Annotated in this window: 10 protein-coding genes, 3 tRNA genes and 3 rRNA genes; 6 read left to right on the top strand and 10 right to left on the bottom strand. The window is 43.4% G+C overall.

The annotated features are described in order from the left end of the window. Positions 1-123: 123 nt before the first annotated feature. Entirely contained in the window at positions 124-1,482 is a 1,359-nt protein-coding gene (locus M1D52_RS03905) for a Gfo/Idh/MocA family protein (RefSeq protein WP_437394294.1), read from the top strand. Between the two features lie 106 nt (positions 1,483-1,588). Here the strand turns inward: M1D52_RS03905 and M1D52_RS03900 are convergent. After that, positions 1,589-1,662, bottom strand: a tRNA-Met gene (locus tag M1D52_RS03900). A gap of 106 nt (positions 1,663-1,768) precedes the next feature. On the opposite strand from M1D52_RS03900, the gene M1D52_RS03895 reads away from it, so the two are divergent. The 3 genes from M1D52_RS03895 (at position 1,769) to M1D52_RS03885 (ending at position 5,061) form a co-directional block, all read left to right on the top strand. Continuing rightward, positions 1,769-2,146 carry an START-like domain-containing protein gene (locus tag M1D52_RS03895; protein WP_013663874.1) on the top strand — a complete coding sequence of 126 codons (378 nt, stop codon included), beginning with the start codon at positions 1,769-1,771 and terminating at the stop codon, positions 2,144-2,146. Positions 2,147-2,295: 149 nt separating this feature from the next. Beyond that, entirely contained in the window at positions 2,296-3,771 is a 1,476-nt protein-coding gene (locus M1D52_RS03890) for an LptF/LptG family permease (protein ID WP_437394295.1), read from the top strand. Positions 3,772-3,846: 75 nt separating this feature from the next. Then, entirely contained in the window at positions 3,847-5,061 is a 1,215-nt protein-coding gene (locus tag M1D52_RS03885) for a bifunctional 3,4-dihydroxy-2-butanone-4-phosphate synthase/GTP cyclohydrolase II (protein WP_013663876.1), read from the top strand. A 53-nt stretch (positions 5,062-5,114) separates the two neighbouring features. On the opposite strand, the gene M1D52_RS03880 is transcribed toward M1D52_RS03885, so the two are convergent. Continuing rightward, entirely contained in the window at positions 5,115-9,524 is a 4,410-nt protein-coding gene (locus M1D52_RS03880; protein WP_437394297.1) for a translocation/assembly module TamB domain-containing protein, read from the bottom strand. A 34-nt stretch (positions 9,525-9,558) separates the two neighbouring features. Between M1D52_RS03880 and tsaD the strand changes: the two genes are divergently transcribed. Continuing rightward, complete coding sequence (gene tsaD, locus M1D52_RS03875; RefSeq protein ID WP_013663878.1) at positions 9,559-10,563, top strand: tRNA (adenosine(37)-N6)-threonylcarbamoyltransferase complex transferase subunit TsaD; 1,005 nt, start codon at positions 9,559-9,561, stop codon at positions 10,561-10,563. Positions 10,564-10,588: 25 nt separating this feature from the next. Beyond that, positions 10,589-10,792, top strand: coding sequence for an archaellin/type IV pilin N-terminal domain-containing protein (locus M1D52_RS03870; RefSeq protein WP_041387050.1), 204 nt, complete (start codon positions 10,589-10,591; stop codon positions 10,790-10,792). An 85-nt stretch (positions 10,793-10,877) separates the two neighbouring features. Here the strand turns inward: M1D52_RS03870 and recA are convergent, their stop codons facing one another. From recA to M1D52_RS03830, 8 genes are all read right to left on the bottom strand, one after another. Beyond that, positions 10,878-11,894 (bottom strand): recombinase RecA, encoded by a 1,017-nt coding sequence (gene recA, locus M1D52_RS03865; protein WP_013663880.1) that lies wholly within the window; start codon positions 11,892-11,894, stop codon positions 10,878-10,880. Between the two features lie 71 nt (positions 11,895-11,965). Next, on the bottom strand, positions 11,966-12,631 hold the full coding sequence (gene nth, locus M1D52_RS03860) for an endonuclease III (protein ID WP_013663881.1): 666 nt from the start codon (positions 12,629-12,631) through the stop codon (positions 11,966-11,968). A gap of 418 nt (positions 12,632-13,049) precedes the next feature. Next, positions 13,050-14,669 carry a S8 family peptidase gene (locus tag M1D52_RS03855; protein ID WP_437394296.1) on the bottom strand — a complete coding sequence of 540 codons (1,620 nt, stop codon included), beginning with the start codon at positions 14,667-14,669 and terminating at the stop codon, positions 13,050-13,052. Between the two features lie 203 nt (positions 14,670-14,872). Continuing rightward, positions 14,873-14,984: ribosomal RNA gene (gene rrf, locus M1D52_RS03850) — 5S ribosomal RNA — on the bottom strand. Between the two features lie 134 nt (positions 14,985-15,118). Then, positions 15,119-17,995, bottom strand: a 23S ribosomal RNA gene (locus tag M1D52_RS03845). A 197-nt stretch (positions 17,996-18,192) separates the two neighbouring features. Beyond that, a tRNA-Ile gene (locus M1D52_RS03840) sits at positions 18,193-18,267 on the bottom strand. A gap of 8 nt (positions 18,268-18,275) precedes the next feature. Beyond that, positions 18,276-18,349 (bottom strand) — tRNA-Ile (locus tag M1D52_RS03835). Positions 18,350-18,465: 116 nt separating this feature from the next. Further along, positions 18,466-19,987: ribosomal RNA gene (locus tag M1D52_RS03830) — 16S ribosomal RNA — on the bottom strand. The 16S, 23S and 5S rRNA genes sit together here with 2 tRNA genes alongside, the layout of an rRNA operon. Positions 19,988-20,071 lie beyond the last annotated feature (84 nt).

Genomic DNA, 20,071 nt, shown 5'->3' with positions numbered 1-20,071 from the left:
TCTGAAGCTCCTGATGATAAACGTACTATTACGATACACACATTTTACCAATTCTTTGATGAGAACTAGTTAAAAAACATTAACTTCACTCCTTTCCTCATTAGAAACAATAAACCGAAGATTATGGCTAATTCGAATCTGAATCGTAGAGAATTCATTCAAGGCGCTGGCGCTGTTTTAACATTGTCTGCATTACAAGCTAAAGGGCTAACTTTTGCAGGTACTGCCAATAAGATGCAGGTTGGTTTAATTGGAGCAGGTTGGTATGGAAAAAGTGATCTCTTCAGACTCATTCAAGTAAGCGACATTAACGTTGTTGCAATATGCGATGTGGACAGCAATCATTTAAAAGAAGCCGGTAAATTGATCAGTTTAAGGCAGACTTCTAAGAAGGTTCCCGCATTGTACCGCGATTATAGGAAGATGTTAGCAGATCATAAATTGGATTTAGTTCTTATTGGTTCACCTGATCACTGGCATGCCCGACAAGCTATTGATGCGATGATGTCAGGCGCGCATCTCTATTTACAAAAGCCTGTTAGCGTTGATGTACTTGAAGGGGAGGCAATACTGAGTGCCGCAAGAAAATATAACAGAAAAGTACAGATAGGCACACAGCGAAGAAGCACTCCTCATTTGATTGATGCGAAAGAGAATGTAATCAATAAGGGCTTGCTTGGCAAGATATCTCACGTAGAGATGTGTTGCTATTATCATATGCGAAAGAACGGGAATCCGCCGTTAGAGCCCGTTCCCGATTTCCTCGATTACGAAATGTGGACGGGCCCGGCTCCTTTACGTCCATATGACGGTTTGCCGCATGGAAGCTGGTGGAGAACCTTTATGGAGTATGGAAATGGAATTACAGGAGATATGTGCGTTCATATGTTTGATACGGTTCGTTGGCTATTACAACTTAGGTGGCCGAAACGCATCAGTGCAACAGGGGGAATTTACGTTCAAAAAGAGGGAAAGTCAAACATTGCAGATACGCAAACGGCTATTTTTGAATACGATGAATTGAACTGTATATGGCAACATCGCACCTGGGGAAATCCAGCTGACCCCGAATATCCTTGGGCATTTGTTATTTATGGTAACAAAGGCACCCTCAAAGGAAGCGTTATGAAGTATGAGTTTATTCCAACCGGTACGGGCAATCGCATTGTAAAAGACGTGGTTTACGAAAAGGAAGAGTTTCCGGCAGACTTAAATGAGCCTCGCATTGAATTGCACACAGCGCCAGCTACCAGACGGCACATGCTGAATCTCCTATCGGCTATTGAAAACGACCATCTGCCGGTTGCAGATATTGAAGAAGGGCACATATCAACCGCCAGCTGCATATTAGCTAATCTTTCCATGCATTTGAATCGGCCATTGACATACGATCCACAAAAGAGGATATGTGTTAACGATCCGGAAGCGACAAAATTGCTGAGAAGACCGTACCGAAGCCCCTGGCAACACCCTTACATTTAAACGATCCTGCAAATTGTATTTACCAAATAAAGGGCAACCATCTATCGGTATGCAGGCGTAAATGACATAAAAAAAGGAAACGACCACATTACGGTGTTTCCTTCAGTAGCGGGGAGCAGGATCGAACTGCCGACCTCAGGGTTATGAATCCTGCGCTCTAACCATCTGAGCTACCCCGCCATTTTTACCCTTTCTCGTTTGGGTTTGCAAATATAGTTTATTTTCCTTTTCTTTAGAAAAAAAGTTAAAAAAGTATTTTGGAACACAATTATTATCCTAAACCATTATGGCAGAAAAAAGGAAAATGCAGTTAGAGTATGAAATAAAGTCTTCTCCTAAAATATTATACTCATTTATAAGTGAGCCAAATGGATTAGCGCAATGGTTTGCCGACGACGTTATATATCGAGATAATAAATATCATTTTGTATGGGATGACGAAACGCACCCGGCCAAGCTGTTGGCGGCTCGTGAAAACAAAAGCGTAAAATTCGCTTGGTTGGATGACTCCCCCTATTACCTTGAATTAGAGATTTTACAGGATGAATTAACAAACGATGTGGCGCTCGCCATTACCGACTTCGCTGCCGAGGAGAATGAAGCTGAAAGAAAACTAATCTGGAACAATCAGATTAAATATCTTTTAAGTGTGCTTGGCGCATAAATTTCGTACCTTTGTGAAAGGTTTCGCTTCAATCTAACGAGAGCGAGCATAGATGGAGAAAGATTATTGGCTTTTAACTCATTCAACAAACACCTTAATTGAAAGGAATGTTGTTTGGAGATGGTAAAGCCGGAAAACTATTTTGTTCAATGAAAAAAGTTCATGTACTGGTATTAAAGGCTTTTTTTAAACCTTTTATAGTTACATTTTTCATTGTGATGTTTGTGTTGTTAATGTTATTTCTATTTAAGTACATTGACGACCTGATTGGTAAAGGCTTTGAGTGGTATGTAATATTAGAGCTTTTATGGTATGCTTCAGCCGCTCAAATTTCAATGGCCATGCCCTTGGCTATGCTTTTATCCTCCATTATGACCTTTGGAAATCTCGGTGAAAGCTACGAATTAGTGGCCATAAAGGCGGCAGGTATCTCCTTACGTAAAGCAATGATGCCCCTCATTATTCTGGTCAGTCTTATCAGCATCGGATCCTTCTTCTTTAGTGATTATATCCTCCCTGTAACGAACCTGAAAATGGGTTCGCTTTTGTATGACGTAAGAAATAAAAAAGCTGACTTTCTAATTAAGGATGGAATTTTTAACAACAGCATACCGGGCTATTCCATACGTGCAAAAAATAAAAGCAAGGACGGTACCGTATTATATAATTTAATTATATACCAGCACGGTAATATTTCCCGAGGAACGAACGTATTGTTAGCGAAGGAAGGTGTCATGTACAATTCCCGCGATAATAACTATATGATTCTGAAATTAAAAGATGGCGTTCGGTATGAAGAAACAACTGCAGGTGATCGCTCTTATAATCCAAGACAACAGTTTACCCGCTACTATTTTGATCAAACAGAACAAAAGTTTGATATGTCCACCTTTCAGATGAAAAGGACCGATGAAGATCTCTTCAAAAGCCACTCGATGATGCTTAATCTAAAGCAGCTTCGTTATTATACCGATTCAACGACGAAGATCCTCGACAGCATACGAGGCAAGATTTTCAATGAGATCAAGTCGAATTATAAAATATTCAATAGTTATCAAGCAGCTCAAAACAAACCAATTGAGGCCGCTGGAGATTTAAAAAATTATAACAAATCGTTTGAAGAGATAATTCCTGTTGATAAACGTGTTGTAGCGGTTAATAATTCCCTCAATGATATTCGGTATATCAAAGAGGTACTGGATATGAAGGCAAAGTCTGACAAGGATTTTGACCTTTCCATCGTTCGATACATCCTGGAATATCATAAAAAATTCACCTTAGCGGTTTCTTGTCTACTTTTGTTTTCGATCGGAGCCCCACTTGGAGCAATTATCAGAAAAGGCGGATTAGGCCTCCCTGTAGTAATGGCTATAATATTTTTTCTTATCTATCACATTATTTCAACCGTTGCAGAAAAATCAGCCAAAGAAGGGAATATCGATCCGGTTTTAGGAACTTGGACCGCAATTATTGCTTTAACACCGCTTGGCATATTTTTAACCTACAAAGCGGCAACCGACTCATCTATTTTTGACATAGAAAGCTATAAATTAGCGATCAACAGATTTTTCGGAAAAATGGGCGAGCTATTCAAAAAAAGATTTGGCCGAAAACAGCATTCTTAAAAGACATGACGCTATAATTATAGAGGTGTACATGAACACACTTATCTTTGCATTACGTAACATTACAATACACGAATGGATTTTCATCTAAACACAATCGAAGAAGCGATTGAAGATATTAAAGCCGGTAAGGTCATCATTGTTGTAGACGACGAAGACCGCGAGAATGAAGGCGATTTTATAGCCGCGGCAAGTAAAGCAACACCCGAAGTTATCAACTTTATGATTACACACGGAAGGGGCTTGGTCTGCGTCCCCTTAACTGAGCAGCGGTGTCAAGAGCTTGAATTAAAACCAATGGTAGGGCAAAACACGGCGGTATACGAAACTAATTTTACCGTATCAGTCGACCTTCAGGGATATGGATGTACAACAGGAATTTCAGCGTCTGATCGTTCGAAAACAATTCAAGCTTTAATCAATCCTGACATTAAACCGGAAGAATTAGGGCGTCCTGGACACATCTTTCCATTGATAGCAAAAGACGGTGGCGTTTTGCGAAGAACAGGCCACACGGAAGCAGCTGTTGATCTGGCCCGATTGGCTGGCCTTGAGCCTGCCGGTGTCTTGGTTGAAATCCTAAAAGAAGATGGCGAGATGGCTAGACTTCCGGATCTGATAGAAGTTGCCAAAAAATTTGATTTAAAGATCATTTCCATAGAAGATTTGATCGAGTATCGCTTAACAAAAGACTCTTTAATTAACAAAGAGGTATCTGTTAAGCTTCCCACTGAGTGGGGGGATTTTAACTTAGTAGCCTACAAACAAAAAAATACAGGTGAACAACATTTAGCCCTTGTTAAAGGTTCTTGGGAACCTGACGAACCCATTCTTGTTAGAGTACATAGCTCTTGTCTAACAGGTGATATTTTCGGATCGTGTCGTTGTGATTGCGGGCCCCAGTTACATAAAGCCATGGAAATGATTGAGCAAGAAGGCAAAGGGGTTATTGTATATATGAACCAAGAGGGACGCGGCATCGGCTTGATCAATAAGCTGCATGCTTACAATCTCCAAGAAAATGGACTTGACACAGTCGATGCAAATATTAAACTTGGTTTCAGCCCAGACTTAAGGGATTATGGCATCGGAGCACAAATCCTTCGCAACTTAGGAGTCACTAAAATGCGGCTTATGTCAAACAATCCCACAAAACGGGCCGGTTTGGTTGGTTACGGCCTCGAGGTTGTTGAAAATGTGGCATTAGAAATACAATCTAATAAGCATAACGAGCTTTATCTCCGTACTAAAAGAGATAAAATGGGCCATACGATTATGAAAAATACCTAATAGAGCGAATTATCGCCAAAAGTAAACTGGAATAAATGAGCTGACTTTTTGTTCTAGTTTACTTTTGAACCTTTAACCGAAGTACTTTCCTCTTTTTCCTGAATTGGTTTCGGATTTTCTTCTTCCTCTTCTTTCTTCTTACGGGTTAGCATGAACATTCGTTTAAAGAACTCACCGAAGGTATCGAAATCCTGCCTATATACCAATCCAAAAGCACTTACATATTCATCTGTTGGATTCAAAAAATTTCGATTGTTCAGTCGATTTGAAGCTCTGAACAATAAATTACCATTCTTTCGGATCAGGTATAATGCTTCAACATCACTAGCAACTTGATTTCCAAATACGTTTAGGTCGTTTAGCTGGCTACGGCGATCGGTTATCCCTCCAGTCAATATAAGTCTATTGTTCAATAATCGAATGGAAGCACTGGCTTCATTCAGCGAACGAATGTTAAAATCGACGAAATTTAAATTCAACGATTGTGAAATAATGTTATTCAACTGATTGAATGCCAATTCAGTACCCGCACTCAGAAATGTACTATTCAACTCTGTAGTCAAATCCGTTCCTGTTCCGGGAGCAAAGCTTCTTCGAACAATCAAGCTCAAGGCTTGTTGATTTACGTTGTTCGCATCGCTAAGGTAGCTCTGCAGTTCATCTTTTACATACGAATCAACCGGAAAATCAATAGCAAAGCTTATGTCAGGATGAAGAAGGTTCCCTGCTAAAATCATTTCGGCCTGCGCTACAACCCGTTGATCTGTCCCTTGCCTTCCCGCTGCCGTATAGAGCGGTCTGACACTTGTCCTTACTTCATACATGGCGGTTAAATTGATAAGCGCTTCTGCGGGATTCCCGGTCCAACGAATAGTTCCACCGCGATTGATCTCAAAGATCTTATTAATAAAATCCTGTGCAGTGAAAGTAAACTTCCCTTGCAGAATCACATACTCGCCAAACATCTCGAAATCGCCCAAACTGGTTATATTCATGGTTATATTACCGTTTCCTACACCCGACAATTTGCCAAGGTCTGTAATGATGGTTGCTTGTGCATTCCTACTGATATCCAGATCAATGTGTAGCGTTAAACCATCAAAATATGAGCCCCTGGTTTCGCTGAAGGTAGAATCTTTGGACACAAAAGTGATAAAATCATTCTCGCTCACCGTTCCGGACGCGTTTAGGGGTATATTAAAGCTGGTCCCCTCTTCTGTCGCTGCTTTAATGTCAATATCCATATTGCTGGTCGGTCCCTTAAACACAAAATCGCCGGTACCTATGCCGATGCCATAATAAAGCGGATTGTCTTTTGCCGTTGTATTCAACACCATGAATTTTTTGGCATTAATCTGAACATCAATAACCGGATCTAATGGGTTACTCATATCCACTGAGCCATTTGCTACGGCCTTATTGTTATTTTTATCGAGGATATCCAAATCTTTCAGCTCAATGGAACTATTGTTTACACCAACTCGATCATTGATGGTATAGCGCGTTTTAAGATAGTTTACGGTGAAGCTAGCATTTCTAAATTCACAATCTCCACTTATAATTGGGCTCCAAGGGGTTCCCTTGATGCTAATGGCTGCAGACACTGTCCCTGTTAAATCAGAGACTAGCTTCTTCAGAAATGGTTCAAAAAGCACGATTTCACTATCCTCCAAATTGGCTATTAAATCCAAGCTGTTTTCAGATGCCTTTGCATCGTATGATCCCGTTATCCGTAAGGTTTTAGTTCCTTGCCGATTCACCTCCATATTCATTCCGACTAAATCACTCGCCGGGTCCATTTTTGCGGTAAGGGTCATATCACCAATTTCCCTTCCATTATAATAAATATCCGAAGAATTGATGTCGGCTGAAATATAGGGATTCTTCAATAAGGAGAAGAGTTGGAAATTCCCATTTAATTTACCCTCCAATTCGATTCCAAGTGGGTTCATTATTCCTGCAAGCGTCACCAAATTAAATTTATCAAAGGACACGCTTAACACATCTTCTTCATCTTTAGAAATCAACCCGTCAATTTTAACATGCTGTTCGCCATTCGCGAGTTCAAAGTCATTAACATGTATATTACCGCCGTGAAAGTCAAAATTCACCTTTTCTTCAAGTTTCCAATCTTCACGGTTTATGATCACATTTGAAGGCAACAAGCTTAGAATTGCTGCCTCCTTTTCATTAAATTCAACTAACCCGTTCAAATCCAATTGATTTTTCGCATCCACATCCGATAATTTCATATTAAAACGCAAACTATCATCACTCAGGATATTAGCTATGTTGATATTTTTTACATAAAGGCTATCGGTTATGTTTAATTGATCGGCTGTGACTGTCAAGTTAAGTGATTCGTCCATGGCTACTCCATCAACAATAATATCTGTGACTTTGATTTTTCCAACCTCTAGCATCGGAATATAGGCATTTAAATTGGCCGTGCTATCCACTGTAGAGAATTTTCCATTCACAAACATGGTGTCTGGAATCGTAATAAAAGGTGCGAAAAGCAACAACAGCGGTTCAGATCGTTTTAACTTAAGAGCAAAGTCAAACACTTGTTTACTGGATTTTTGCTCAATTTCCCACGACGGCAAATATCGTTTGGCAACCGATTTAAAGTAGGATGGAAAAGAAGCTAGATCAATCTCTCCATTCATCGTCGCATCAAGCATATCGGATTGCACGGCGATCTTTCGATTCGACCGTTCTCCTTCCGCTAAAAACACAATAGAATCAATGGAGATCGAAGAAGATGGCTTCCGCAAAACAATATGATGCAAACGCGCATTACCTACTATGTTATTAATAGTATTCCCCTGGAATTTGCCTGTCACCTGGCCTTCCAGCTGGAGGGAGTCCTTAATTAGCCCCATCTCCAGGAGATTAGCTTTTTCTACGATAGTCGAAAAATCATAGGAAGTTTCCGGGCTACGAAAGTCGACAGCAGCTTCTCCCTGCAGTTTTAAATTCCGATCGTTCACATCGACTTGAGCATGTAAGACCCGAGCATCGACAGTTCCATCTAACCGAATGTTTCGGTAGTTTTTACCCTTGTAAATAACCGAAGCGATCTGGCTCTTTATGTTAGCATTCAATTCATTCAAAGAAAAGCCGGTACCCTGTATGTCCGCCTGCAAAGAAACCGACCCGACTTGTCGGTTGTCAAGCAGGCCGCTAATATTAAAACGCTCGGCCTTTAGGCTTCCTTCATATGAATTTTCATCCTTCAAGTTAATGGCTACTCTGGCATCGACCTGTCCCAGTACTGTCTTTAAACTCCCGTCGAGCTGAAAATCATTATAAAATCCCCTCGCTTTACCCGTATAGTTAACATGACCCAGGGATGTTAATATTGCAGGTAATTTAAAATCCTTTTGACCGCTAAAGCCGGCAATAGAGGGTTCCAAATCCGTTTTAATTGTGGCAAACTGCTCCAGATCCAGATCAAATATTGTTTTCTCAATATCAGGGAGCCCCGCAACGCTTATATTGCCTCGCAAGTAGGTTGCTTTTCCCGTTTTCAGCAATAAGCGCTCACCTTTAAAGTGTCTCACCGTACCTTTTAGTTTTCCACTTAAACCGACATTAAAGGCAACTTGATTCATACCGGGTGCAAAGAACGCAATATCTCTAGAATCTACTCGAGTATCCTCTGTTTCGGCATAAATTTCTACCTTCTCGATAAAGTTGGCAAAATCTGCCAAAGTAGCATATTTAAATCGGAGTTGTTTTCCCAATTTGCTTCTATTTGTTTGCACAGAAAGGTTTTCGAAATTCATAGACGTGCTATCCATTTTAAAAGAAGCATCAAGTCGTTTAAGTTCAAAACCACTTTTTTCTTTAAACTTCAATCCTTTTATATCGGCTTTTAACAAAAAGTTTTTGAAATCGATCGTTGAAAAATCTCCATGTAACCCTAAAATGTCTATATCATTAAAGTTAACACCCGCCGTATGACGCTTCACTAATTCATTCTTGTACCTGAAATGAATGTTATTAAGTTTTAGACTGTTCAGGTTTACTATAAAAGAGCTTTTTCTTTTTGGCTGCTTAGGCGCACTGAAGTAGTCTAAAATAAAAGTGAGGTTATTAACCGAATCGGCCTTTTTTTTCAAATAAAAGCGGCTATTCGACAGTGTTAAATCTTTTATTGTAATCTCCTTTGATCGTATACTCTCCAAATCTATACCGGCCCTAAGCTCTTGTGCAAACAGCAAAGTGTCGTGTGACAAATCTTCTATATAAAGGTTTCGAAGGGATAGAGAAGAAAAGGGTTTTAGGTATACTTCCTCAATCTCGATCTTTGTATGAAGTTCATTGGACAAATAAGAAGCGACTTGCCGTGCAATATAAGTTTGAACTGACCTAAATTGCAAGGCAAACAATATACCTACCAGCAATGCAAATATACCGGTGCAAATATAAAGTACTATTTTTGCTACTTTTTTAATAAATTTGCATTTAAAACATTAAACAATCTGTGCTTTGGCAACCATTCTCGGCATCGAATCCTCCTGTGATGAAACTTCGGCCTCTATTTGTATAGACGGAGAAATACGATCAAATATTATTTCGAATCAAACCGTACATGAAAAATTCGGTGGTGTTATTCCGGAATTAGCCTCGAGGGCCCATCAACAAAATATCATACCAACCGTTAGCGAAGCTATACGTGTGGCAAAAATACATAAAAATGAGATAGATGCCATAGCTTTTACAAGAGGTCCTGGCCTGCTTGGATCATTACTTGTGGGGACGTCCTTCGCAAAGGCCTTTGCGCTTGCTCGGAATATTCCGCTTATCGAAGTTAACCATATGCAAGGGCATATACTGGCGCACTTTATTGAAGATCCCAAACCGAAGTTTCCGTTTTTGTGTTTAACGGTGTCAGGAGGTCATACGCAAATTGTTCTTGTCAAAAATTATTTTGATATGGAATTGGTTGGTCAAACAATTGACGATGCCGCAGGAGAAGCTTTTGACAAAACTGCCAAAATCTTAAATCTTCCCTATCCGGGGGGACCGCTAATAGATAAGCTTGCAAAGGAAGGCAATCCGCGTTTCAAATTTCCTGAACCTCAAATTAAGGACTTTGACTTTAGCTTCAGTGGTTTAAAAACAGCCATCTTATATTTCGTTCAGCAAAACACAAAAGAGAACCCAAATTTTTTACAAGAAAACATAAATGATATTTGCGCTTCTGTGCAAGATCGCATCATCAGCATCTTATTAAAGAAACTAAAATTAGCCGCTAATCAGCTTGAGATCGTTGATGTAGCTATCGCCGGCGGTGTATCAGCTAACTCGGGACTCAGAAGCGCATTAGTATCGCTTGCTGAGCAAGAACATTGGAATGTATATATTCCGAAATTTGAATATTGCACAGATAATGCAGCTATGATTGCAATCGCCGGATATTATAAATACCTTAATAACGATTTTGTTTCACAAGAAATTGCCCCACTTGCTCGCTGGAATGTAAGTAATTAGGCCATTTCTCATTATACTGTTCACAATGGGAGCACCAAGTTTATTTTTTTTCGGCATTTTCGCCATTCCTCTTATCGCTTTTCTCATATGGCTGATGCGAAAGGATAAAAGGAAGGGCATTTTTGGTATTATTGTTTTGATCATACTCGTTGTTTTCGCTATTGCAGCCTCGTTAAAAGCGAGTAAGAGTGAGTTGGATAGGCAAAAATATGAAGAAATAGATCGCTAAAAGTTCAAGCCGCCATTTTATAAGAGCACAAAAAAGGTGATGAGGAAAGTCTCCACATCACCTTTCATATTCTATAGATTAAACATTAATTAGCATTGTGCTCTTCCAGTTTTTCAGGAGACACCATTTCTTTAATTTTAGCTTCAAGTTCCTCCATCAAGTCGGGGTTATCTAATAGCAGGTTCTTTACAGCATCGCGCCCTTGCCCTAGTTTGGTATCACCATAACTAAACCAAGATCCTGATTTCTTGATCACATTAAAGTCCACACCTAAGTCGATAATTTCACCAACCTTGGAGATACCTTCTCCAAACATAATATCAAACTCTGCCACCCTGAAAGGAGGTGCCACTTTATTTTTAACAATTTTAACTTTCACTCTATTTCCCGACACTTCATCAGCATCTTTAATCTGAGAGGTTCTACGAATATCTAGGCGCACGGATGCATAAAACTTTAATGCATTACCTCCGGTTGTCGTTTCCGGATTTCCGAACATAACACCGATTTTCTCACGCAATTGGTTAATAAATATACAGCAACAATTCGTTTTAGAAATAGTTCCTGTTAATTTTCGAAGCGCTTGAGACATAAGTCGAGCTTGTAACCCCATCTTGGAATCGCCCATTTCGCCTTCAATCTCACCCTTTGGAACTAAAGCAGCTACCGAGTCGATAACAATTACATCAATTGCTCCTGAACGAATAAGGTTATCAGCGATTTCCAATGCCTGCTCGCCATTGTCCGGCTGCGATATCAACAAATTTTCAATATCCACACCCAGCTTCCGTGCATAATATTTATCAAATGCGTGCTCAGCGTCAATAATAGCGGCAATTCCCCCTTTTTTTTGCGCCTCAGCTATGATATGCGTCGCTAAAGTTGTTTTACCCGAAGATTCCGGCCCATAAATTTCAATGACCCTGCCTTTAGGTACACCACCAATTCCTAAAGCTATATCCAAACCTAAGGAACCTGTTGAAATTGAGTCAATCGGTTCCACTGCGGAATCACCCAATTTCATGATCGTTCCTTTACCGTATGATTTTTCTAATTTATCCAGCGTTAGCTGTAAAGCTTTTAGTTTATCTTGATTACTCATCTCCAAAATTTTAATCAAATATAGATATATTATTTCTAAAATACTAAATATGTTAGCATATCTTGCAACTTTTATTCACTTATTGCCTTCAAGCCCTTCAGATATACTTTTTCGTAATATTTGCAGAGGTAGGTAATGGGACATTCGTCGCATTTAGGTCTTCTTGCTACGCAAATATAACGCCCATGTAATATCAACCAATGATGTGCAACAGCAAGTGTGTTTTTGGGCAAATAATGAACCAACTGCTTTTCCACAGCCAAGGGAGTTTTAGCGTTATTCGTTAGGCCAATGCGATTGGATACCCTGAAAACATGTGTATCCACGGCAATTGCAGGAGCATCATATACTACCGAAGCAATGACGTTAGCTGTTTTTCTTCCCACGCCCGGTAATTTTTGTAAATCGTTAATATCCGATGGAATAGTGCCTTCAAATTTCTCGAGAAGCATCTTTGCCATTCCAACGAGGTGCTTTGCCTTGTTGTTTGGGTAACTTACACTTCGAATATAAGTGAATACTTCTTCTACAGAAGCAGCAGCCAATGTTTCGGCATCAGGAAAGCGTTCAAATAATTTGGGTGTAATCTGATTAATCCGTTTATCCGTACATTGAGCGGATAGAATAACCGCGACCAACAATTCAAAGGCATTGCTATAGTGAAGTTCAGTTTGCGCGTCAGGATTGTGTGACGAAAAATAGGCAACGAATTCTCGAAAACGATCTTTTTTAAGCATAAGCAAACCTATAACAAAATCCTCATTTAACCAATTCCCAAAATGGTTTTTGATCAAATCCGAATATAGAGCTATCCATTTTGATTCGATTTTGTCACTCGAATCAAATTTAACTATAGCAAGAGATACTCCCTATAATTATTAACTACGGGAAGTCTTGTGCTGCTTTGAAAAGGTCAAAATAGTGTCAATGCTCCGTTGGGACGGCTCTATTAAGAGGTTATCCAACGGCTGCTGAAGCATAGCGTAGAAAAGCCTATCCTCTGCATTTGATACTTCATCGTATGAAGAGGTATCGCTAGCAAGGTTTTCTAGAATTTTGGATGTAAAAGTTTCTACCATAGATTATATTTTAAAGTCTGAAGATATAATTTAATAACGTCGATTTTGTACACATATTGTGTAGCTTTTCATACAGTTAGTGTTTTTCTGCAAAGTCGTTGGCAAGCTTCAACGCATTGTATGCGTTTACGATACCACCTGTTACACTAATATCGGAAAGCCATACCTTTTTCTTAGTTTTATCCTGTGTAATTTTCACACGATATGTAGGCTTTACAACAGAATCAAATATGATTTTCTTAACCTCAGAAGCTGTCAAATCAGGGTAATAAGATCGTATAAGAGCAGCTAAGCCACTTACAACAGGAGCTGCCATACTCGTTCCCTGTTCTTCCTTATATTTCGAACCTGGCACGGTTGAATAAATATCTACACCGGGAGCGAAAACATCCACCGTACGTTTACCATAGTTTGAAAAGTCTGCCACCAGCGTTTCATCATATTTCCAGCCTGTAGCACCCACCTCAATCCAATTCTCCGCAACTCCTTTATTTATTCCTAAACTGTCCACATAATTTTTATTGGGATAGTTTGGTTCTGAATCATTGTCCTGCCCTTCATTCCCTGCAGCATGGATAATAAGGACGTCATGTTTCATGGCATATCCTACAGCACTATCAACTATCTGTTTATCTTTCACATATGCCTTACCAAAACTCATGTTAATTATTTTTGCTCCATTGTCGACAGCGTAGAAAATAGCATTGGCCACATCCTTATCCCGTTCATCTCCATTAGGCACCACGCGTAACACCATAATAACAGCTTGATCAGCCACTCCTTTAATTCCCTTTTGGTTGCTTCGATCAGCGGCGATAATGCCGGCAACATGGGTTCCATGTAAAGCATCAGGGCCCTTGACATCGTTATTTCCGTAATAGCGTTCCTTACTATCATTATAATTATCTCCCACAATATGCCGAGAATTATAATCCATGTTCAGATGATAGTTAACCTCAGCCTCATAATGCTTCACTCCTTCGACCAGATCATCATAAAATTTCTCATAACTACCCTCCTCCCGGATGCCCTTTTCGATCATAGATAACGTCTTCCGTGCCATTTTATTTTTAGGCTCATAGCGTTTAAAGTCGGCAATTGTTGGATTATCTTTTCCTATATCGCTCACAATAGAATCAACCTGTTGTTTAAACGCCTTTATAACTCGCTCGGTTATCTGAGCAATCTGCAATTTACTCATATAGTCGGTCGTCATCTTTTGATATGCTAAAAACTTGCGGCGCTCTTCCTCGCTCAAGGGGGTTGTTGGTAGTACAGAAACATATTTTGGATGTAGGTCCCTAACTAGTCTTACAACTTCAAGGTTATCATAGTGAACGTTTTCTCCCTCGCTATTACCTATAAAATTCCAGCCATGAAGATCGTCTATATAGCCATTAGAATCATTATCTATGCTATCGCCTTCGACCTCTCCTTTATTCAGCCAGATTTTCTCTTTTAAGTCTTCATGTTCGATATCTACTCCACCATCAATTACAGCCACTTTTACGGCTCTAGCTTCCTTTCCTTTTAAAAGTTCGTTATAAGCTCTCTCTGTACTTATCCCAGGTACGCCGTCCATTTGCAAATCGAGATTATGCCAATTATCTTTCGCCTTTTTTGTTTGCGCATATGTATTGAATGAAAAGAGGGTAATGAAAACTAATAAGAAAAATGGCGTTCTAGCGATACTCATGAATGAAAACTTATGTATTCAATAAAAATAGTATAATTTATTTAGACCCATAGTTATTGAAATAAAAATCTTATTACAAAGGAAAAAAGAAGGAAGGAATTGGTTTCTGAAGGAATGGAAAGCGGCCTATATTTCGGGTTTGCGGACCGATGGGCATCAAAACAGGAAAGGCCGCCGTGCAATGCACGGCGGCCTTCTGTAAAGATCGGCACCGACCTACTCTCCCACATGTTACTGCAGTACCATCGGCTCTGGCGGGCTTAACTTCTCTGTTCGGGATGGGAAGAGGTGGACACCGCCGATATAGGCACCTGAATACCTTTCTAAGTAAAAATTCAAAATTCAAAAATCCGGCACACCGGCCTTTCTACCTTTTACCTTTTACTTTTCAATTTTTTATTTGACTGATAACGGAAGAAAAAAAACAGGAAGACAACAGCCTGCTGCGCTTGAGAAAGCTTCGGGCTATTAGTACGGCTCGGCTGTGGTATCTCTACCTTTACACCTGCCGCCTATCGACGTGGTAGTCTCCCACGGCCCTGTAAGGAAGTCTCATCTCGTGGCTAGTTTCGCACTTAGATGCTTTCAGCGCTTATCTATTCCCGGCATAGCTACTCTGCCGTACACCTGGCGGCATAACAGATTCACCAGCGGCCGGTCCAACCCGGTCCTCTCGTACTAAGGTCAGCCCCACTCAGACTTCCTGCGCCCACAACAGATAGGGACCGAACTGTCTCGCGACGTTCTGAACCCAGCTCGCGTGCCACTTTAATCGGCGAACAGCCGAACCCTTGGGACCTTCTCCAGCCCCAGGATGTGACGAGCCGACATCGAGGTGCCAAACCTCCCCGTCGATATGAGCTCTTGGGGGAGATCAGCCTGTTATCCCCAGAGTACCTTTTATCCTTTGAGCGATGGCCCTTCCATGCAGAACCACCGGATCACTATGTCCGTCTTTCGACCCTGTCCGACTTGTATGTCTCACAGTCAAGCAAGCTTTTGCCATTGCACTCCGCGTACGGTTACCAAGCGTACTGAGCTTACCTTTGAAAGCCTCCGTTACCTTTTTGGAGGCGACCACCCCAGTCAAACTACCCACCAAACAATGTCCCCCCCCAAGGGGGGTTAGGAACCGGATACAGAAAGGGCGGTATTTCAAGGACGATTCCGCGGATCCTGGCGAACCCGCTTCACAATCTCCCGCCTATCCTACACATCCTGCACCCAGTCCCAATGTTAAGCTATAGTGAAGGTTCATGGGGTCTTTCCGTCCCGTTGCGGGTAACCGGCGTCTTCACCGGTACCACAATTTCACCGAGCTCATGGCCGAGACAGCGCCCAGATCGTTACACCATTCGTGCAGGTCGGAACTTACCCGACAAGGAATTTCGCTACCTTAGGACCGTTATAGTTACGGCCGCCGTTTACCGGGGCTTCGATTCAATGCTTCACCCGAAGGTTGACATCCCCTCTTAACCTTCCGGCACCGGGCAGGTGTCAGGCCTTATACGTCATCTTTCGATTTGGCAAAGCCATATGTTTTTGTTAAACAGTCGCCTGGGCCTTTTCACTGCGGCTTCTCCGTCGCCGGAGGAAGCGCCCCTTCTCCCGAAGTTACAGGGCCATTTTGCCGAGTTCCTTAGCCATGATTCACTCGAGCACCTTGGGATTCTCTCCCCGACCACCTGTGTCGGTTTGCGGTACGGGTCTTATATGCCTGGAGCTTAGCGGCTTTTCTCGGGAGTATGGTTACCCGCGCTATCGGCGCCCCCGGAGGTTTGCCGTACTTTCGGCCTTCGGCACACGACCCGGATTTGCCTGGGTCACGTTTACCTACGGCCTTCAACGCACTATTCCGTCAGTGCGCGGCGGTGTCACTCCTCCGTCCCCGCTTCGCAGCATACAAGAGTACGGGAATCTTTACCCGTTGGCCATCCGCTGCCCCTTTCGGGTCCGCGTTAGGTCCCGACTTACCCTGATCCGATTAGCGTTGATCAGGAAACCTTGGTCTTTCGGTGGGCGGGTTTCTCGCCCGCCTTATCGTTACTTATGCCTACATTTGCTTTTCCGGAACGTCCACGGATACTCACGTAACCGCTTCTCCCGTGCCGGAATGCTCCCCTACCGATATTTCTATCCCACGGCTTCGGTGGTACACTTTATGCCCGTTTATTATCCACGCCCGGCCGCTCGACTAGTGAGCTGTTACGCACTCTTTAAATGAATGGCTGCTTCCAAGCCAACATCCTAGCTGTCTGGGCAACCGGACCTCGTTAGTTCAACTTAGCGTACACTCGGGGACCTTAGCCGGTGGTCTGGGTTCTTTCCCTCTCGGCGCAGGACCTTAGCACCCTGCGCCTCACTGCGGACCATATCTCCCGGTATTCGGAGTTCGTCTGGATTTGGTAGGATGTGACTCCCCCGCACCCAATCGGTAGCTCTACCTCCGGAAGACTCAATGTCCACGCTGTTCCTAAAAACATTTCGGGGAGTACGAGCTATTTCCCAGTTTGATTGGCCTTTCACCCCTACCCACAGGTCATCCGGAAACTTTTCAACGTTTATCGGTTCGGTCCTCCAGTACGTGTTACCGCACCTTCAACCTGCCCATGGGTAGATCACAAGGTTTCGCGTCTACCTCCACTGACTGTACGCCCTGTTCAGACTCGCTTTCGCTTCGGCTGCGCGGCTTAACCGCTTAACCTCGCCAGTGAAGTGTAACTCGTAGGCTCATTATGCAAAAGGCACGCCGTCACCCCATTAAGGGCTCCGACAGTTTGTAAGCACACGGTTTCAGGTTCTCTTTCACTCCCCTGTTCGGGGTTCTTTTCACCTTTCCCTCACGGTACTGGTCCACTATCGGTCTCTCGGTAGTATTTAGCCTTGGCGGATGGTGCCGCCGGATTCCCACAGGGCGTCTCCGACCCCGCGGTACTCAGGAACTCACTAGGCCGGTCTTCATTGCGTGTACGCAGCTCTCATGCTCTACGGCGGGCCTTCCCAGACCCTTCCACTTCTTCCGACTGTACCACATTGCGGTCCTACAACCCCGCATATGCCGTAACATATCCGGTTTGGGCTCTTTCCCTTTCGCTCGCCACTACTCAGGAAATCATTCTTATTTTCTTTTCCTGCGCCTACTTAGATGTTTCAGTTCGGCGCGTTCGCGTTGTTAAACGGCATGTCTTCAACATGCCGGGTTTCCCCATTCGGAAATCGCCGGATCTCATCTCATTTGCAGATCCCCGGCGCTTATCGCAGCTTATCACGTCCTTCATCGCCTCCGAGAGCCTAGGCATCCCCCGTGTGCCCTTTCTTACTTTCTTCTCCCCGTACCCTTTTGCCGTACGGGGATGCTTTTGTATCATGTCCCTTCCCCGTAGGAAAGAAACGTCTCTGCTGTTGTCTTCTCTTGTGTTTTTTCTTCCGATATGTCAAAGAACTTTTTTAAGGTGAACGGTACAAGGTATAAGCGCCAAGGTTTTACCTTCCGCCTTTGTCCTTTACCCTTCCGCCTCAATCGCGGAGAATAACGGATTCGAACCGTTGACAGCACCCTGCATTATATCACTGCGGCCTGTCCCCGTGACCATCCTCCCTTTCAGGTAGTCCCGAGCAGATTTGAACTGCTGACCCCTACATTATCAGTGTAGTGCTCTGACCAACTGAGCTACGGGACTGCTTCGCTTCCGCACCGGTGACCCCGAAGGGGCACTGTGGCACTTTCCTCTTTTTTCTCTTTCTCTTTTTTCAAGAAATCTTCATGGCGTAACCGAACGGCCCGAGGGCCCTCTAGAAAGGAGGTATTCCAGCCGCACCTTCCGGTACGGCTACCTTGTTACGACTTAGCCCCAATTACCGGTTTTACCCTGACACGCTCCTTGCGGTTACATGCTTTAGGTACCCCCGGCTTTCATGGCTTGACGGGCGGTGTGTACAAGGCCCGGGAACGTATTCACCGCGTCATTGCTGATACGCGATTACTAGCGAATCCAACTTCACGGGGTCGAGTTGCAGACCCCGATCCGAACTGTGAGGGGCTTTCTGAGATTGGCTTCACCTCGCGGTGTCGCTGCCCTCTGTACCCCCCATTGTAGCACGTGTGTAGCCCCGGACGTAAGGGCCATGATGACTTGACGTCGTCCCCGCCTTCCTCTCTGTTTGCACAGGCAGTCTGTTTAGAGTCCCCACCTTTACGTGCTGGCAACTAAACATAGGGGTTGCGCTCGTTGCGGGACTTAACCCAACACCTCACGGCACGAGCTGACGACAGCCATGCAGCACCTAGTTTCCTGTCCCGAAGGACTTGTCCATCTCTGGACAATTCAGTAACTTTCAAGCCCGGGTAAGGTTCCTCGCGTATCATCGAATTAAACCACATGCTCCTCCGCTTGTGCGGGCCCCCGTCAATTCCTTTGAGTTTCACCCTTGCGGGCGTACTCCCCAGGTGGAACACTTAACGCTTTCGCTTGGACGCCGACAGTCTATCGCCGACATCGAGTGTTCATCGTTTAGGGCGTGGACTACCAGGGTATCTAATCCTGTTCGATCCCCACGCTTTCGTGCCTCAGCGTCAATCGTACTTTGGTAAGCTGCCTTCGCAATCGGTGTTCTGTGGCATATCTATGCATTTCACCGCTACTTGCCACATTCCGCCTACCTCAGGTACATTCAAGCGCGCCAGTATCAAAGGCACTGCGATGGTTGAGCCACCGTCTTTCACCCCTGACTTAGCGCGCCGCCTACGCACCCTTTAAACCCAATAATTCCGGATAACGCTCGGATCCTCCGTATTACCGCGGCTGCTGGCACGGAGTTAGCCGATCCTTATTCTCACGGTACATTCAGCCCGGTATACATACCGGGGGTTATTCCCGTGCAAAAGCAGTTTACAACCCGTAGGGCCGTCTTCCTGCACGCGGCATGGCTGGTTCAGGGTTCCCCCCATTGACCAATATTCCTTACTGCTGCCTCCCGTAGGAGTCTGGTCCGTGTCTCAGTACCAGTGTGGGGGTTTCTCCTCTCAGAGCCCCTAGACATCGTCGCCTTGGTGGGCCGTTACCCCGCCAACCAGCTAATGTCACGCGAGCCCATCCGTCCCCTATGAATATTTAAATGAAGGCCCATGCGGACCTGCATTCTCATGCGGTATTAATCCGGATTTCTCCGGGCTATCCCCCTGGGACGGGCAGGTTGCTCACGCGTTACGCACCCGTGCGCCACTCTCACGGGGACCGAAGCCCCCGATCCCGTTCGACTTGCATGTATTAGGCCTGCCGCTAGCGTTCATCCTGAGCCAGGATCAAACTCTCCATTGTATAATGTTAAGTTTCCGATCTCGGCATTCGCACTTCTTTCAGTGCAGCCTTCCGATCTTTTTTGTATCTTCCGGCCGACGGACC

The organism is Olivibacter sp. SA151 (genome assembly GCF_054130995.1).
Note: the sequence above shows the minus strand (reverse complement) of the source record. Positions and strands in the feature narration are given on the sequence as shown.

Excerpts from the sequence above, each read along its gene's own strand:
- M1D52_RS03905 (WP_437394294.1), top strand. The coding sequence starts at position 124 with ATGGCTAATTCGAATCTGAATCGTAGAGAATTCATTCAAGGCGCTGGC.
- M1D52_RS03895 (WP_013663874.1), top strand. The coding sequence starts at position 1,769 with ATGGCAGAAAAAAGGAAAATGCAGTTAGAGTATGAAATAAAGTCTTCT.
- M1D52_RS03890 (WP_437394295.1), top strand. The coding sequence starts at position 2,296 with ATGAAAAAAGTTCATGTACTGGTATTAAAGGCTTTTTTTAAACCTTTT.
- M1D52_RS03885 (WP_013663876.1), top strand. The coding sequence starts at position 3,847 with ATGGATTTTCATCTAAACACAATCGAAGAAGCGATTGAAGATATTAAA.
- M1D52_RS03870 (WP_041387050.1), top strand. The coding sequence starts at position 10,589 with ATGGGAGCACCAAGTTTATTTTTTTTCGGCATTTTCGCCATTCCTCTT.
- recA (WP_013663880.1), bottom strand. The coding sequence starts at position 11,894 with ATGAGTAATCAAGATAAACTAAAAGCTTTACAGCTAACGCTGGATAAA.
- nth (WP_013663881.1), bottom strand. The coding sequence starts at position 12,631 with ATGCTTAAAAAAGATCGTTTTCGAGAATTCGTTGCCTATTTTTCGTCA.
- M1D52_RS03855 (WP_437394296.1), bottom strand. The coding sequence starts at position 14,669 with ATGAGTATCGCTAGAACGCCATTTTTCTTATTAGTTTTCATTACCCTC.